Source organism: Agarivorans sp. TSD2052, from assembly GCF_023238625.1.
GTDB lineage: Bacteria > Pseudomonadota > Gammaproteobacteria > Enterobacterales > Celerinatantimonadaceae > Agarivorans.
Genome location: NZ_CP096670.1, coordinates 2,648,420 through 2,663,821 on the forward strand (window position 1 = coordinate 2,648,420; position 15,402 = coordinate 2,663,821).

The 15,402-nt window shown below is 44.1% G+C and carries 13 protein-coding genes; 5 read left to right on the forward strand and 8 right to left on the reverse strand.

Annotated features, from left to right (window positions below):
* Positions 1-33: 33 nt before the first annotated feature.
* The gene (locus M0C34_RS11985) at positions 34-1,905 is read right to left on the reverse strand and encodes a methyl-accepting chemotaxis protein (RefSeq protein ID WP_248711921.1); all 1,872 of its coding nucleotides are present in this window, start codon (positions 1,903-1,905) and stop codon (positions 34-36) included.
* 103 nt (positions 1,906-2,008) lie between these two features.
* Here M0C34_RS11985 and M0C34_RS11990 point away from each other — a divergent pair, with 103 nt between their 5' ends.
* The 5 genes from M0C34_RS11990 to M0C34_RS12010 all read left to right on the forward strand — a co-directional run bounded on the left by M0C34_RS11990 (position 2,009) and on the right by M0C34_RS12010 (position 7,092).
* Complete coding sequence (locus M0C34_RS11990) at positions 2,009-2,722, forward strand: hypothetical protein (protein WP_248711922.1); 714 nt, start codon at positions 2,009-2,011, stop codon at positions 2,720-2,722.
* Positions 2,723-2,843: 121 nt separating this feature from the next.
* Entirely contained in the window at positions 2,844-3,818 is a 975-nt protein-coding gene (gene cmoB, locus M0C34_RS11995; protein WP_248711923.1) for a tRNA 5-methoxyuridine(34)/uridine 5-oxyacetic acid(34) synthase CmoB, read from the forward strand.
* Positions 3,819-3,890: 72 nt separating this feature from the next.
* Positions 3,891-4,607 carry an ATP-dependent zinc protease family protein gene (locus M0C34_RS12000; RefSeq protein WP_248711924.1) on the forward strand — a complete coding sequence of 239 codons (717 nt, stop codon included), beginning with the start codon at positions 3,891-3,893 and terminating at the stop codon, positions 4,605-4,607.
* A gap of 5 nt (positions 4,608-4,612) precedes the next feature.
* Complete coding sequence (locus M0C34_RS12005) at positions 4,613-6,136, forward strand: inactive transglutaminase family protein (RefSeq protein ID WP_371923072.1); 1,524 nt, start codon at positions 4,613-4,615, stop codon at positions 6,134-6,136.
* Positions 6,136-7,092 carry an alpha-L-glutamate ligase-like protein gene (locus M0C34_RS12010; RefSeq protein WP_248711926.1) on the forward strand — a complete coding sequence of 319 codons (957 nt, stop codon included), beginning with the start codon at positions 6,136-6,138 and terminating at the stop codon, positions 7,090-7,092. Before M0C34_RS12005 ends, M0C34_RS12010 begins: the two co-directional genes overlap by 1 nt.
* 73 nt (positions 7,093-7,165) lie before the next feature.
* On the opposite strand, the gene purF is transcribed toward M0C34_RS12010, so the two are convergent.
* The 7 genes from purF to M0C34_RS12045 form a co-directional block, all read right to left on the reverse strand.
* Positions 7,166-8,689 (reverse strand): amidophosphoribosyltransferase, encoded by a 1,524-nt coding sequence (purF, locus tag M0C34_RS12015; protein WP_248711927.1) that lies wholly within the window; start codon positions 8,687-8,689, stop codon positions 7,166-7,168.
* A 14-nt stretch (positions 8,690-8,703) separates the two neighbouring features.
* Entirely contained in the window at positions 8,704-9,195 is a 492-nt protein-coding gene (locus M0C34_RS12020) for a CvpA family protein (RefSeq protein ID WP_248711928.1), read from the reverse strand.
* A gap of 75 nt (positions 9,196-9,270) precedes the next feature.
* Positions 9,271-9,798: an SPOR domain-containing protein gene (locus M0C34_RS12025; RefSeq protein WP_248711929.1), complete on the reverse strand. Its 528-nt coding sequence runs from the start codon at positions 9,796-9,798 to the stop codon at positions 9,271-9,273.
* A 13-nt stretch (positions 9,799-9,811) separates the two neighbouring features.
* Positions 9,812-11,074 carry a bifunctional tetrahydrofolate synthase/dihydrofolate synthase gene (gene folC / locus M0C34_RS12030; RefSeq protein ID WP_248711930.1) on the reverse strand — a complete coding sequence of 421 codons (1,263 nt, stop codon included), beginning with the start codon at positions 11,072-11,074 and terminating at the stop codon, positions 9,812-9,814.
* A 1-nt stretch (position 11,075) separates the two neighbouring features.
* Positions 11,076-12,008 carry an acetyl-CoA carboxylase, carboxyltransferase subunit beta gene (accD, locus tag M0C34_RS12035; RefSeq protein ID WP_248711931.1) on the reverse strand — a complete coding sequence of 311 codons (933 nt, stop codon included), beginning with the start codon at positions 12,006-12,008 and terminating at the stop codon, positions 11,076-11,078.
* Positions 12,009-12,141: 133 nt separating this feature from the next.
* On the reverse strand, positions 12,142-12,930 hold the full coding sequence (gene truA, locus M0C34_RS12040; protein ID WP_248711932.1) for a tRNA pseudouridine(38-40) synthase TruA: 789 nt from the start codon (positions 12,928-12,930) through the stop codon (positions 12,142-12,144).
* 147 nt (positions 12,931-13,077) lie between these two features.
* Complete coding sequence (locus tag M0C34_RS12045; RefSeq protein WP_248711933.1) at positions 13,078-15,339, reverse strand: FimV/HubP family polar landmark protein; 2,262 nt, start codon at positions 15,337-15,339, stop codon at positions 13,078-13,080.
* Between the last annotated feature and the right edge of the window lie 63 nt (positions 15,340-15,402).

The window sequence follows — 15,402 nt, forward strand, 5'->3', positions numbered from 1 at the left end:
TTACTCATCTGAGGTGGTCACCTTAAATAAATATCAAATCTTGAAAGCACTCACTTCTCTATGCAATTTATCCGCGATAGCATCTAGTTCTGTAGCCCGCTGCGAACTACCCGCCGCTTGCTCAGCCAATTCCAACGAAGCATCTTGAATACCTTGAGTATTCCGCCCCACTTCTTCAGTCACCGCTCTTTGCTGCTCAGCAGCACTGGATATCTGGGTAGCCATATCACTAATATGGGTGATGGAGTTAGTAATGTTATCTAACATTTCAGCTGCTCGAGTTGCTTCTTCTACGCTGATTTTTACTAATTGCTGACTTTCATCCATGGTTTTAACGGTGCTATCAGTATTCCCTTGCAAACGCTCCAGCATCGCTTTGATTTCTTCTGTCGAACTCTGGGTTCGTTGTGACAGATTACGTACTTCGTCGGCAACGACGGCAAAGCCTCGCCCTTGCTCACCGGCTCGAGCCGCTTCAATGGCTGCGTTTAAAGCAAGCAAGTTGGTTTGCTCTGCGATACCTTGAATGGTCGACAAGATATCACTAATCTCTCGAGTATTACGCTCTAATTCTTGAACCGTAGCCGCCGCACTGTCTAGTTGGCCAGCGAGACTGTTAACCTGCTGCTGGTTACGACCAATCAACACCTTACCTTGACCACAGGATTCTGCAGACTCTCTTGCAGCCTCGGCGGTTTGCTCTGCATTGTTAGCCACTTCGTTGGCGGTTGCGGCCATTTCATTTACCGCGGTTGCGACTTGAGTTACCTCTGCCTGTTGGCGCTCAATTTGAATGTTAGATTCAGCCGTTGAAGTGCTAGTTAAGGCCGCTGCCTGTTGCAGGTTATCTGCATCTTGAGCTATATCTTTCAATAAATCATGGAGCTGCTCGATAAACCGGTCGATCCCCCCTGCTAACGAACCAATTTCATCGTCTCGTTGAAAGTTCAATCGCTTGGTTAAATCACCATCGCCAGAAGATAGCCCTTTAATTGCGTCACCCAATACCTCGACCGGACTAAGCACTGAGCTAATGACCTTAAATAACACCAGTGCCACTACTGCAAATAGCACAAGCGCGAATAACACCGAGCTTTTAACCATGGCTGCCACTGGCGCCATCGCTTGGTTCTTATCGTATACAAATAATAGGTACCAATCGGTACCACGAATTGGGGTTGCATTAACTAAACTATCTTTTCCACTCACGACGACATCACTGATTTGCGAATTTCGAGCAAGTTGCGCTATAAAGCTAGCGTTAAAATCAGCCGATAAATCAGCCACGTTTTTCAGCACCAAATTTTTGTCTGCATGAATAACCACCAAACCGTCTTTATCTACGATCACGGGATACACATTGTCATTCGCGAGGTTAAGTACGCGCTGGGTCACAACATCTAAGCCAAGGTCCCCAGCATAAACACCGCCAGCTACCTTTTGCGCAACAGAAATAACCATCTGCCCTGAAGTTGCGTCGACATAAGGAGCTGAGACAAAAGATCCCTTGGCCTCCGCCCCTTTGTACCATGGGCGTGTACGCGGGTCGTAACCATCTGGAAGCACTTCATTAGGATCGTCCATGGTCATTTTCCCTTCACTACTACCGAAGTAAAAATAGATAAAATCACCACTTTCTTTCGCCTGAACTAAATGGGAAAGAAATTGCTTTGACTTTGAGTCGACACTCACCGCCTTGGCAATAGTCAGCTTCGAATCAAACCATAAACTCACTTGATCGGTTGCCGCCAAGGCCAATTGCTTGGCATCTCTGCTAATATCCTGAAGGGTTTCTTCAGACAAGCTGCGAGCTTGAAACCAAGCCTGCACACCACTTAACACCGCTAACAATATCACCACTGTAAAAATCAGCCGCTGTTTAATCGATAGACGTCCCATCATCATTCCTTTTTCAATATCGTTCTTTGGCTAAATTTTTGTTTAGGCCACAAGTTAATCAAAATTATGTGTTAGCATAAAAATAGCTTAATAAAAAATGTCTATATATATGAATAACTTTAGCAGAACTATTCTTGCAGCAAGTGTTTTTTTGTTGTCACCACAGGTGAATGCAACAGTACAAGTCCAACACTTAGATTACAGTTTATTACTGACCGATGACTGTTCAAGTTCGGCTTCTACTATTAGTATTGCTTCTTCGCAAATTTTTGCTCATATGGAGCAATTGCAACCGATAACCAAGGCACTGATTGACGAGAGTATTTTAGTCGCTCATTTACCTTCAGTTAACTCAACTCAGCCTTATTTTGATTTCGCACTGCTAAACAAATCAACCAGTAAAAGCACAATTAAACCTAGTGATATGGCGTTCAGCTATCATTGGGAAAACAAGTATTTTGAGTGGTTTAACGCTTATCAATCTAATCAAAGCCAACTGACACCAGCACCGTTTTTAGCATTAGCGCGTATCAAACAACAAACGTGGGCTAGTGCAGCAGCCTCAATCACCAACCAACAACAACTGCCTGCATTCTTAGAAGAAGACTATATTAAGCAGCGCAGCCCATTAATCGTTTTTATAAATAGTGCAGCCCCTCTAAATGGCTCAGACTTACTCATTCTGCAAGAACATGATCTTCAGGTTCACCAAACAGGACAGCTCATTATTGCGACTCGTGGTGTTGCAGTTTGCGATAGCGGCGTTCAGCAAGGCAATAACCAGCAACACTTAGCTTGGATAAAAACAGATTTGCAAAAATAAAACGATAAAGCGCATAAAATGGGGGAATGGCTTAGTTTACAATTAAGAAATCCCCCTATATCAAGTAAACATTGCTACAATTAGGTTTATATACTCAAGCAATATCAAACTCTTGTAACCGATGATAGACTTTTCTGATTTTTACCAAATAATCGCTAAAAACCGTTTAAAACATTGGCTCTACACGCTACCCGCTCAATTGGGCGATTGGCAGAAAGAGCATGCCCACGGCGATTTTCCTCGTTGGCAGCGAGTGCTGAATAAACTCCCTCAACAAACTACCACTCATATCGAGCTGAAAGATAAAGTCAGTATTGGTCAAGCCGAAGATATGCCGGCCGGAGAAAGAAAGAAAGTTGAAAGTTTGCTGCGCCATTTGCATCCCTGGCGAAAAGGCCCATTCGACATCTATGGCATCCACATTGACACCGAGTGGCGCTCTGATTGGAAGTGGGAACGCCTTCGTCAACATATTTCACCGCTAAAACACCGCTATGTATTAGATGTAGGATGCGGCAGTGGTTATCACATGTGGCGTATGCTCGGCGATGACGCTGAGTTTGTAGTAGGTATCGACCCATCCACCCTATTTCTCATGCAATTTGAAGCCATTCGCAACTTCGCCAATAACGAGCAACGGGTTCATTTGTTGCCATTAGGCATTCAAGAATTACCCAAGTTAAGAGCCTTTGATACGGTATTTTCAATGGGCGTGCTTTACCACCGACGCTCACCCATGGACCATTTAATTCAATTAAAAGACCAGTTACACACTGGCGGCGAGCTGGTCCTAGAAACGCTAGTCGTTGATGGTGACGAAAATCAAGTTCTCGTGCCTGCAGGGCGCTATGGAAAAATGCCCAATGTATGGTTTCTGCCAAGCACCGCTGCATTAAAATTGTGGCTTGAGAAAGTGGGCTTTGTTGATGTAAGAGTGGTAGATGTTGATGTAACGTCCACCGAAGAACAACGTAGCACCTCTTGGATGACGCATGAGTCTCTTGATGATTATCTTGACCCAGGCGACAAAACGCTCACAGTTGAGGGGTTACCCGCGCCTAAACGTGCTGTTTTTATTGCAATTAACCCAGACTAATCAAGGTTGTTACGCTATGCTAACAAAAACGAATCAACCGCTATTATTACTTTTGCCTAATGGATTTATACTATGAAAAAGCTTTCAGTTATTGCAGTCTCGCTCGCGCTATCAGCTTGCGCCAATCAACCAACGTCCCAGCAAAATGATCAAGCACTAGAGCAACTCTCTCAGCTTTCTGCACAACAAACTAACGTGCTTAGCCAATGTGAAGCGATGTCAGAGCAACTCGCCACTAATCAACAGCGTTTTGACCAACTGGAAGAGAAAATAGTCGCAATAGTGCCTGCTCCTGTAGCCGTTAATAGTAAGTCTTCAGCACAATCTTGTAACAAACAAAGCGCTTATAAGTTAGGCAACAAAACGGTACTCGGGGAGTCTGAGTGGGTGAGCCTTCAGGGACAAAATCAGGCTTTTCAAGCGCGCATAGATACTGGCGCGGCGACCTCTTCATTAAATGCGACCAACATTGTGAAGTTTGAACGAGATGGTAAAAATTGGGTTCGTTTTAACTTACGTCATAAAACTATAGATAGCGATATTATGGTTGAGCGCCCGGTGATACGTACCGCGGAAGTCACGCAAGCATCAACCAACACCATAGATAAGCGTCCAGTAGTTTCCATGCTAGTTAAACTTGGACCTATTTCGGAAAATGCTCAATTTACTCTAACCGACCGCAGCCACCTAAGTTATCCAGTATTATTAGGGCGTAGTTTCTTAAGAGACATTAGTGTGGTTGATATAAGCCAAAAATTTACTCAAGCAAAGCCGACATTTAAGGATTAATGCCAATGAGCTCCCGCAATATATTCTATTTCATCGTAACCCTGTGCATGCTGATAGGAATAAGCATGACCATGTACCGCCACACTCAATTTGAAGTGCCTTGGTTTCCCGGTGAAAAACGTCAAATTTGGTCGATTGAAGCCAAAGTAGAATTTGATGCTAAAGGCGATAGCGTTGAGACTGTATTAGCCCTACCCCAAACCCAACAGGGCTATACCCGTATTCATGAATCAACCGCTTCTTTAGCTTATGGCTTGTCATTTGTTAATGACCAAGATAATCCTAGAGCGATTTGGACCAAGCGAGAAGCGAGCGGCCATCAAGAAATGTACTACAAGGTCGATTTTCTAGTCGACCCAAAAGCCGCTGACATTTACCAACCGCAAATGCCAGATACACCGTTCGTTGAATACCCAGAACCTTACCTAACGGCGGCCAATCACTTATCGAAACAAGCAGAAGAAGTGTCGGCTGATGCCTACAGCTTTACCCGTGAGCTGATTAAAGCATTAACCGGCGAAACAGCAACAAGCAACCAAAATACCGGGCTGATTCTCGATTACAAACCGAAAAATCGACTGGTAGTAGACCTACTAAATAACGCCAACGTACCAGCGAGAATTGTTCGTGGCTTACAACTAGAAGACGGCCGTCGTCGTCAAAGTATCACCGAATATATTCAAGTATTTAAAGATGAAAATGACTGGCAAGTTTTCGACTTAAAAACCGGTACGCAAGGTAGACCAGATAATACCCTGCTATGGGAATACAACGGCAATAGCATGTTAGAAGTGGTTGGCGGCCAAGATTCACAAGTCACCTTCTCTATGCTTCTAGTTGAGCAAAGCGCTCAAGCAGCTGTCGCCCCTAAAATTAGCGAAGCGGATTTCTTAAACTTCTCCATTGACAGCCTACCTCTAGAAGAACAAGCGCTATTTAAAGGCATTTTGCTTATCCCTATCGGGGTGCTTATTGTCGTATTACTTCGTGTGCTTATTGGCCTGAAAACCTCTGGAACCTTTATGCCTGTGCTCATAGCAATGGCATTTATGCAAACTTCGCTGGTGACAGGCTTAGTCGGTTTCATACTCGTCGTCGGCGTAGGCTTGGTTATTCGTGGTTACCTCTCTCATTTAAACTTGTTATTGGTCTCGCGAATATCGGCAGTGATTATTACGGTAATTGGGATTATCTCCATTTTCAGCGTAATGAGCTTTAAAGTGGGCTTAACCGAAGGTTTAAAAATCACTTTCTTCCCGATGATTATTTTATCTTGGACCATTGAGAGGATGTCGATATTGTGGGAAGAGGAAGGCCCTAAAGAAGTAGTATTGCAAGGCGGAGGCAGCCTACTTGTTGCGGTACTGGCATTTATGGCGATGAATAACGATTATGTTCGCCATCTCACCTTCAACTTTATGGGTATCCAATTCATTGTTTTGGGTATTATTTTAGTGTTAGGTAACTACACTGGCTACCGCCTATTAGAATTGCGTCGTTTTAAGCCTTTAGCGGATAAGGAGGACTGATGATAAATCCATTTTCCAGTCCCTTTAAGTTAGCCCGCAAAGGCATCATGGGCATGAATCAACGTAATACCGGCTACATTAGCCGGTATAACCCGCGGAAACTTTATCCGCTAGTGGATAATAAGTTAAAAACAAAAATTATTGCCCAACGTGATAATGTGACCATTCCTGCATTGATAGGAGTGGTACGTACTCAGCATGACATTGAGTCAATCATTCCATTGTTGCATAAACACTCTGGTTTCGTTATCAAGCCCGCTAAGGGCTCTGGTGGCAAAGGTATTTTAGTTATCACTAAGCAAGAATCTGGGGTGTTTTTTAAACCCAGTGGCGCTCCTACTCACGAAGAAGATGTAAAACGTCATTGTTCGAATATTTTGGCTGGTTTGTTTTCTTTAGGGGGCAGCCCTGATGTAGCGGTAATTGAAGCACTCATTGAGTTTGACCCTTGTTTTGATGGGTTTAGCTTCGAAGGCGTACCTGACGTGCGAGTGATCGTGTTCCAAGGCTATCCGGTGATGGCGATGATGCGTTTATCCACCGCGGCTTCTGACGGCAAGGCCAACTTGCACCAAGGCGCTGTTGGGGTAGGTATCGATATTGGAACCGGTAAAGCCTTACACGCGGTTCAGTTTGATAGGCCAATTGATAAACACCCAGACACCGACCGTCCGTTAAAAGAGCTGATAGTGCCACATTGGCAGCGTTTACTTGAACTAGCGTCTAGTTGCTATGAAATGTCTGGCATGGGCTACCTTGGTACTGATATGGTCTTAGACAGCTCAAATGGTCCAATGTTACTGGAGCTAAACGCCCGCCCTGGCCTGGCTATTCAGATAGCAAATGGTGAAGGTATTCTGCCACGCTTAAAGCTTGTTGAAGAACAACAACGGTTGAATATACAACGCACGCCCAACGAACGTGTCGAGTTCAGTAAGCTAGAGTTCTCTCGCTAAGCCTCGTTTTAGACCAGTCAACTCAAATAAAAAAAGCACCATGAGGTGCTTTTTTATTGAGCGATGATAGGCTTTAGCTATCTTCGTTGTGCAACTCTAAACTTGCTACTTCTTCATGAGCTTGAAGCGCTTGTGCATCATTATTTCGTAGTTGATCTAAGTAGTTCAAATAGTCCTGATCAATATCATTGGTCACATACTTACCATTAAATACTGAGGTTTCAAAAGTATGAATTTCAGGGTTACTTTGACGACAAGCTTCAATTAAGTCTTCCAAGTCTTGGAAAATTAGGCCATCTGCACCTATCAGCTCGCAAATTTCGTCAACTTCTCTACCATGAGCAACTAATTCGTTAGCCGAAGGCATATCGATGCCGTAAACATTAGGAAAACGGATTTCAGGTGAAGCAGAGGCAAAATAAACTTTCTTAGCGCCCGCATCTCTCGCCATTTCAATAATTTGTTCTGAGGTTGTGCCGCGAACAATTGAATCATCAACTAACAATACGTTCTTGCCTTTAAACTCAACATCAATGGCGTTTAGCTTACGACGCACTGATTTACGACGCTGGGTTTGCCCCGGCATAATAAAGGTTCGACCGATGTAACGGTTTTTAACGAAACCTTGGCGGTAAGGTAAATCTAGGTGCATAGCAATTTGTAGGGCCGTATCGCAAGACGTTTCAGGAATCGGTATCACCACGTCAATATCGAGATCATCCCACTCGCGCTCAATTTTTTCACCCAGTTTGGTCCCCATGTTTACGCGAGCACCATATACTGAAATTTTATCAATAATTGAATCAGGACGAGCAAAATACACATACTCAAAAATACACGGGTTATGCGCTGGGTTTTCAGCACATTGTTGAGTGAATAATTGCCCATCTTCAGTAATATAAATTGCTTCACCAGGAGCAACACTACGCACAAACTCAAAGCCGACCGCGTCTAACGCAACGCTTTCAGAAGCAACCATGTACTCCATTTTGCTGGCATCGACATCGCACACTTTTTTACCCAATACTAAGGGGCGAATGCCGTTAGGGTCGCGAAACGCTACCATGCCTTGACCAATGATTAAGGCAGCCACTGCATACGCTCCACGCACTTGCTTATGTACCGCACGTATTGCGGTAAACACTTGCTTCTCGCACAGCTCATCTTTAACAATACGGTCTAATTCATGAGCTAACACGTTAAGTAATACTTCAGAGTCAGAAGTCGTGTTGATGTGGCGACGAGCCGTTTTAGCCATTTGCTCGCGTAGTTCTTTAGCATTCGTCAAATTACCATTGTGCGCTAGGGCTAAACCAAAGGGTGAATTAACGTAAAAAGGCTGTGCTTCAGCTGCGCTAGAACTGCCCGCAGTTGGATAACGAACATGACCAATACCTAAGTTGCCACGTAAACGCTGCATGTGTTTCACTTCAAACACATCTCTTACCAATCCATTGGCTTTGCGTTGTTTAAACATGCCTTCAGTAATTGTTACGATACCCGCAGCGTCTTGACCACGATGCTGTAAAACAGTTAGTGCATCATAAATCGCCTGGTTAACGGGACTAGCACCGACAATGCCGACAATACCACACATGAAGCTTTTCCTTATTAAGATTGGTAGTTATCTAAAAAACTAGAAGAATCTTTTAAAAACTCAAAAAACCACTGAACAATCACGGTAAATTCGGGGATCAATATTGAGCCCTTCCACCAAGAAGACTCAGGAAAACCAGTAAACGACAGTACAAACAGTAATGCGCTTACCACTAAGGCACCACGTATTGCTCCAAAACAAATCCCCAGTACCCTATCGGTACCAGTGAGTCCTGTGGAGTTAACAAGATGACCAAATAAATAATTAACTAAGGCACCTAATACCAAGGTGGCTATGAAAAGCAGAACAATGGCTACGCCACTGCGATAATAGGGATTTTCGATGAGAGTAAAATAACTGGATAGATCGTGATAAAACTGACTAGCGACAAAGAACGCGGCTACCCAAGAGACTAAAGAAAGCGCCTCTTTGACAAAGCCTCGAACCAAGCTGATTAATGCCGACAATACTATTACGCCGATAATGACGTAGTCTACCCAAGCCATAAATTTTCTACTTGTTGAAAAACGCTGCGAATTCTACCAGAAACAAAAATAAAATGCGTCTAAGTATTTCCCGGCTTATTTGAATAAAGGGTCAAATTGGCGAATCGTGCCGCTCAGCCCGGTGAGTTCTTTTAATTTAGCCTGCTGCTGTTCAAGTGTTTTTTGAGACACATTTGGTCCAACAAACACTCGGTTCAACTCCCCTTCTACCGCAGGCTCGGGGTAAGAATGGGCTTGAAAACCTGCATCTCGCAATTTGGCCACCAAACGGCTGACGTTATCAGCGTTCTTAAAGGTACCGAGTTGCACGATATAGGCTGGTTTATCAAAGTCTATAGTGCGTATCACCTCGGGCTCAAGCTGTTGGTTGCTTGCCACTTTTTCACTATTATTTGACTCAGATGAGTTGTCCTTTTGGCCCTGTTCGCTAGGCAAGTCAATTAATAGCGGAGGCAGAGAATCAACCTTTGGCGCAAAAGGAATCGCATTAAACTCTTCTTCAATACGATTTTTTTTACCGTCCAGAACATCAGGAATGACGATCACGCCTAATGCGACCAAAATAATCGTGCCCACTAAACGATTTTTAAACTGTGCAGTCAAAAGATACTCTCTGCTATGCTTGAGCTGAAGACAATTTTATCGCTTCTGCTACGGTAAAAAAAGAACCAAATACAATTAACATTGACTGCTCATCTAGATCACTCAATGCTGCATTATAAGCCATATCAACGGTTTCAAACCGCACCACATTAGCCGCTGACGTTAAACAGGCAGCCAATGCTGAGCCATCGTCCCCTCTAGGGCCAGATAAGCCACTGACATACCAATGATCAACCAGCGATAACAGCGGCCTCACTGTTTGCTGCATATCTTTATCATTGAGCATCGCACACAACGCTACAATCTTTCGCCCTTTGGCTAAAAGGGTTAATTGTTTGGCTAAATAATCTGCTGATTGAGGGTTATGAGCAACATCAGCGATAACCAAAGGTTGCTGTGATAAGGTTTGTAAGCGCCCAGCTAACTGCCACTGACTGATTGCGCGCTGAAGTGATGCGATATCAAGATCAAGGCCTAGCTGTTCCAAGGTGGCTATTGCTGTCGCCGCATTACTGAGCGGCAATAAAGGATAAGGTAAATTGTGGTAACTCAATGCCTGGCTGGTATAACTCCAGCTATTAGCTAAACACTCAACGTTATAGTCTATGCCCGCAGCCAATTGCTGACACCGAAGTTGTTGAGCGCACTCTAGTACGCTAGACACGATATTTGCATCACCAATAACCACTTTGCCATTCTGGCGAAAGATACCGGCTTTTTCTCTGCCTATATGGGCTAAATCATCACCTAACCAGTCAATATGATCGATGGCAACGGTGGTCACTACACTCACGTCAGGTTCAACAATATTGGTCGCATCTAGGCGGCCACCGAGGCCGACTTCCAGAATAACGTAATCGAGACTATATTCAGCAAACAACCAAATAGCGGCTAAAGTGCCAAATTCAAAATAGCTTAGGCTGGTATCTTCGCGTAACGCTTCAATCGCAGTAAAAGAGCGACAAAATTCGCGTTCTTCTGGCAACTGACCATTGATACGAACTCGCTCTCGGTAATCCAAGATATGTGGAGAACTATAAACACCGACTTTATAGCCTTGGGCTAAGAGTATTTGTTCTAATAGTGCACAAGTTGAGCCTTTGCCGTTAGTACCCGCAACGGTAATGACGGTGGCCTTTGAATGACATAACTGCCCGCTACTGGCTACCTTAGCCACTCTTTCTAGCCCTAAATCTATAGCACTATGATGCTGAGTTTCTAAATAACAAAGCCAGTCTGTAAGAGACCGGCTTTGTGCAGGTGTTGACTCTGGCATGTTATTCTTTTTCGTTAGCCGATAGCGCTTTGCCTAAATCTTCGGTAGGTTCTGCAGTCGCTACCAGCACTTCTACTTCAGCCTCAACAATGCCCATCATTTTTGACACCAAGCCAGCAATTCGATCTCGCATATTGCGACGGTCAATGATGATGTCGATAGCGCCTTTTTCTAAAAGAAACTCACTGCGTTGAAAACCTTCAGGTAATTTTTCACGCACGGTTTGCTCAATCACACGCGGGCCAGCAAAACCAATTAGGGCTTTTGGTTCAGCAATATTGATATCACCCAACATAGCAAAACTAGCAGACACCCCACCCATGGTAGGATCGGTTAACACAGAGAAATAAGGTAAGCCTTTTTCGCGCATTCTAGCCAAAGCAGCAGACGTTTTAGCCATTTGCATTAACGAAAACAAGGCTTCTTGCATGCGCGCACCACCACTTGCTGAAAAACAAATAAGCGCACGATCTTCGGCTAAGCACTTATCAACCGCAGCAACAAATCTCGCCCCTACAACTGACCCCATAGAACCGCCCATAAAGGCGAATTCGAAGGCACAAGCAACAACCGGTAAACCTTTCAATTCACCTTTCATTACCACTAAGGCATCTTTTTCACCGGTATTACGCTGTGCAGCAGCGATACGGTCTTTATATTTCTTACTATCTTTAAATTTAAGTTTGTCACGCGGCTCTAAATCACCGGCCAACTCTTCACGGCCATCCTGATCGAGGAAAGCTTCTAAACGGTCACGCGCACCAATCCGCATATGATGGTCACACTTAGGGCAAACATTATGATTACGCTCGACCTCTGCACGGTATAAGGTTTGCTCACATGATGGACACTTAGTCCACACACCTTCTGGAATATTGCGTCGCTTAACAGAAGCACTTTTGCTTTTAGGAAGAATTTTCTCTAACCAACTCATCGGGAACCTTACTTCTCAGTAGGCGTTCATAACGCCGTAATAACAGAATGCATTGAATGGCCGCAATTAAACCACAATTGGCCACACTTTTTTACTTAAAACTGGTCTAACCCTTAATTCTCGTACAGTTTTTTTAACTCGCTGGCAAAAATAGCGGGCCAATAGGCAACTGTGGCAAATTAAATTCGCTAGGGTAATCGACTTGCACTAAATACAAGCCCCCGGCTTTAGCGGTTGCTGCAGCTTGAGAGCGGTCTTTTAGGGCCAGTAGCTCGGCTATCCATTCTACCGGGCGATCTCCTTGGCCAATTTTAATTAAACTGCCCACTATATTTCGCACCATATGATGAAGAAAAGCATTGGCTTTAACATCGACCACTACGTAGTCGTTATAACGCGTTACTGTAAGGTGCTCCATTCGACGGCGAGGGCTGTGACTTTGGCAGTGAAGAGCCCGAAATGAGGTATAGTCTTGCTCACCTAACAAGGCCTTACCTGCTTGCTCCATCAATTCTATATCTAAAGGCTGATGATAGAAACTCAAGCCTTGGCCTAAAATAGCAGGCCGAAAACGGCCGTTATAAATCACATAACGATAGCGACGTGCTGTTGCACTAAAGCGCGCATGAAATTCATCACCCACTGGCTGAGCCCAACGTACTGCAACATTTTTGGGGAGATTAGCGTTTACACCTAAGGTCCACGCTGCCATTTTACGTTCAACTGGCGAGTCAAAGTGGACAACTTGACCGGTAGCATGCACACCGGCATCGGTCCTACCTGCGCACTGAACCTGGATCGGGCAATTGGCCACAATAGATAAACTTGACTCTAACTCTTGCTGAATAGAGCGAACGTCTAACTGACGTTGCCAACCATAATAATCGGCACCATCGTATTCGATGCCTAAAGCGATGCGCATAAAAAACCACTAATAATGTCTGTTGCCGCACATGATAAAAAAATGGCGGTATAAAGTCACCGCTTTATCTTTAGGTGAGCGTTTTCCAAGGAAAAGAAATAGTGAAAGGAGCTTGCTGTGGCCACGATTTGACCACAGCAATAACAATTAACTAAAACGAGCTAATAACTCCTCTGCTTCTTGTTTCAGTTTTTGATCGTCACTAACCAACACTTCTTGGAGAATTTTTTTAGCTCCATCTTGGTCGTCGATCTCTAAATAGGCTCTGGCGAGATCCAATTTTGAAGCCAGCTCGGCATTCATATCAACGTCCACAGACTTGCCTTCAGGTAAAATATCTGGGAACGAGTCAAGCTCAACGTCTAAGCTGGGTTGGTCGTAAGGGTCTGAATCATCACTAGCCCCTTCGTCGGCTTCATTTAATAACATATCGATATCAACAAACTCTCGCTCTTCTATATCACTTCGCGAAGGAAGGTCATCGGATGCATTAGGTTCGGCTGATTCACTAAATGCATCACTGCCAAAACTGGCAAACATACTGTCAATGTCGTCATCAGTAACGGGGGCTGAATCGTCTTCATTGGCTTTTTCAAGCTCTGCTAGCTCGGCGGTGTCGTCACCTTTCGGTGTTAAATGAAGCTCAGACACATCGGGTTCGGTTGTAGGTTCTTCATTGTCAAGCTGACTAGCAAAATCATCAGCTACCGCACTCGGATCGTCTAACTCGATGCTAGATAAATCAACGACATCGTCATCTAAATCAAAGCTTGCTGACTCATTCTCGTCACTACTAGAAGCACTTTCAATGGTATCTTCAAGTTCTGCAGTGAGGTCTTCAAGGCTACTTTCATCAGCAGATAAACTGTCAAAATCATCGTCTTCTGTTGAATCTGACAAGTCGATATTATCGAGGTCAAATTTCTCTTGTTGACTGACCTCTGATAACTCAGCTTCCATGTTTTGTTGCTGCTTCAAAGCATCTTCAAATGAAAGCTCATCGGCATCATCAATGTCATCGCTACTTGATACTTCAAATAAGTCTTGTTCATCGTCCATCGACAATGCAGCGGCTAAATCATCGGCACTAATCACCGAGTTAAGATCGTCTTCGACTTGTTCATTACCAGCCGGTTCTGCATCATCTAAAGATGGCACTAAATCATCGGACTCAAAGGCATCTAATGCTGACATCTCACTGTCATCCAATGAGATTTCAGGTATCGAGTCTTCTTGAATAGCGGCAAAATCTTCGAAACTTGCTTCTTCAATCTCGGGCTCTAGATCATCGACGTCATCTTCAAAGCTGTTGGTTTCGGCGATGGGTTCGTCAAGACTTAGGTCCGGTTCACTGTCGAATTGGTCATTTTCAAATTGCTCATTCAAGTCTGGAGCTTGTTCATCTTCAGGCTCTAGGTTGTCACTAAACAACTGTGAGAATTCATCATTTTCATCGTCCATCAAATTGAGGGTCGATTCTGCCATTTCTTTATCTTGCTCTTCTAGCTCACGCTTCGCCTTACGCCTAAACATCAAAGTAATGACTAGGGCAATAAGCAATAGAGGGATAAAGATAGCTAAACCAATGTTCAATGGCGATGACAAGAAACTAGATAATCCAGAAGCATCTTTATTCATTTCAGATTCTTCTAGCTTTGGTTTTTCCAATAATTGCAATATTTGGGTTTGATTACGTCTGTTCTCGTTGAGCTCATCGCGAATACTGGCCAGTTCATCGCTTAACTCTTGAATACGCATTTTCATTCGATGGTTGACTTCAGCCAGTCCTACCATTTGTTGGCTAGACTCGTCCATCTGCTGTTTTAACACATCAAACTCTTGACGTTTTAACTGCTCTAATTCATCGATTCTCGATTCGAGCCTATCGCGAAGCGTATCTAAATTTTGTTGAGTTTGTTCTAATGCCGCAGCATCAGCAGGTTTAGTCACTGCTTGTGTGGCAGCTGGCGCTACAGCAACCACCGTCGTCGCAGTAGTTGTTGCTGGGGGAGTTGTCGCTACCACCGCCTTTTTCTTCGGTGCAATAGCTGCTACGGCCATCTGATGGCTTACCGACTGAGCTTCATCAAGTGTAGGTAAGGTAAGATAACTGCCATTAATAACCGAGTTTACATTACCGTTATTAAAGGCTTGAGGATTTTTTTGCAAAATCGCATACATCATTTGATATACGCTAACCGAGCGAGAAGGTCTGTTTAAACTAGCAATAGCCCATAACGTGTCGTTACTTCTAACTGGCCCATAGACCTGCTGCTCGGGCTCACCGACCACTTCGTCTGGCCCAACAAGCTCCACATAAAAGGTTCCATTTTCTTGACCAATTGCTGGGTTGAGAGTAGTGAGCGATATAACAGCTGACAACGCAACGAGGGAAATCTTACGCCCCATAGTTTTTCCTTGTGTTCTTCCGTTAGACTGAATAACTTCAATCCGTTGTTATTGTTGTAATAT

Excerpts from the sequence above, each read along its gene's own strand:
- M0C34_RS12020 (WP_248711928.1), bottom strand. The coding sequence starts at position 9,195 with ATGGCTTGGGTAGACTACGTCATTATCGGCGTAATAGTATTGTCGGCA.
- M0C34_RS11985 (WP_248711921.1), bottom strand. The coding sequence starts at position 1,905 with ATGATGATGGGACGTCTATCGATTAAACAGCGGCTGATTTTTACAGTG.
- cmoB (WP_248711923.1), top strand. The coding sequence starts at position 2,844 with ATGATAGACTTTTCTGATTTTTACCAAATAATCGCTAAAAACCGTTTA.
- M0C34_RS12010 (WP_248711926.1), top strand. The coding sequence starts at position 6,136 with ATGATAAATCCATTTTCCAGTCCCTTTAAGTTAGCCCGCAAAGGCATC.
- M0C34_RS12005 (WP_371923072.1), top strand. The coding sequence starts at position 4,613 with ATGAGCTCCCGCAATATATTCTATTTCATCGTAACCCTGTGCATGCTG.
- folC (WP_248711930.1), bottom strand. The coding sequence starts at position 11,074 with ATGCCAGAGTCAACACCTGCACAAAGCCGGTCTCTTACAGACTGGCTT.
- M0C34_RS12000 (WP_248711924.1), top strand. The coding sequence starts at position 3,891 with ATGAAAAAGCTTTCAGTTATTGCAGTCTCGCTCGCGCTATCAGCTTGC.
- truA (WP_248711932.1), bottom strand. The coding sequence starts at position 12,930 with ATGCGCATCGCTTTAGGCATCGAATACGATGGTGCCGATTATTATGGT.
- purF (WP_248711927.1), bottom strand. The coding sequence starts at position 8,689 with ATGTGTGGTATTGTCGGCATTGTCGGTGCTAGTCCCGTTAACCAGGCG.
- accD (WP_248711931.1), bottom strand. The coding sequence starts at position 12,008 with ATGAGTTGGTTAGAGAAAATTCTTCCTAAAAGCAAAAGTGCTTCTGTT.
- M0C34_RS12045 (WP_248711933.1), bottom strand. The coding sequence starts at position 15,339 with ATGGGGCGTAAGATTTCCCTCGTTGCGTTGTCAGCTGTTATATCGCTC.
- M0C34_RS11990 (WP_248711922.1), top strand. The coding sequence starts at position 2,009 with ATGAATAACTTTAGCAGAACTATTCTTGCAGCAAGTGTTTTTTTGTTG.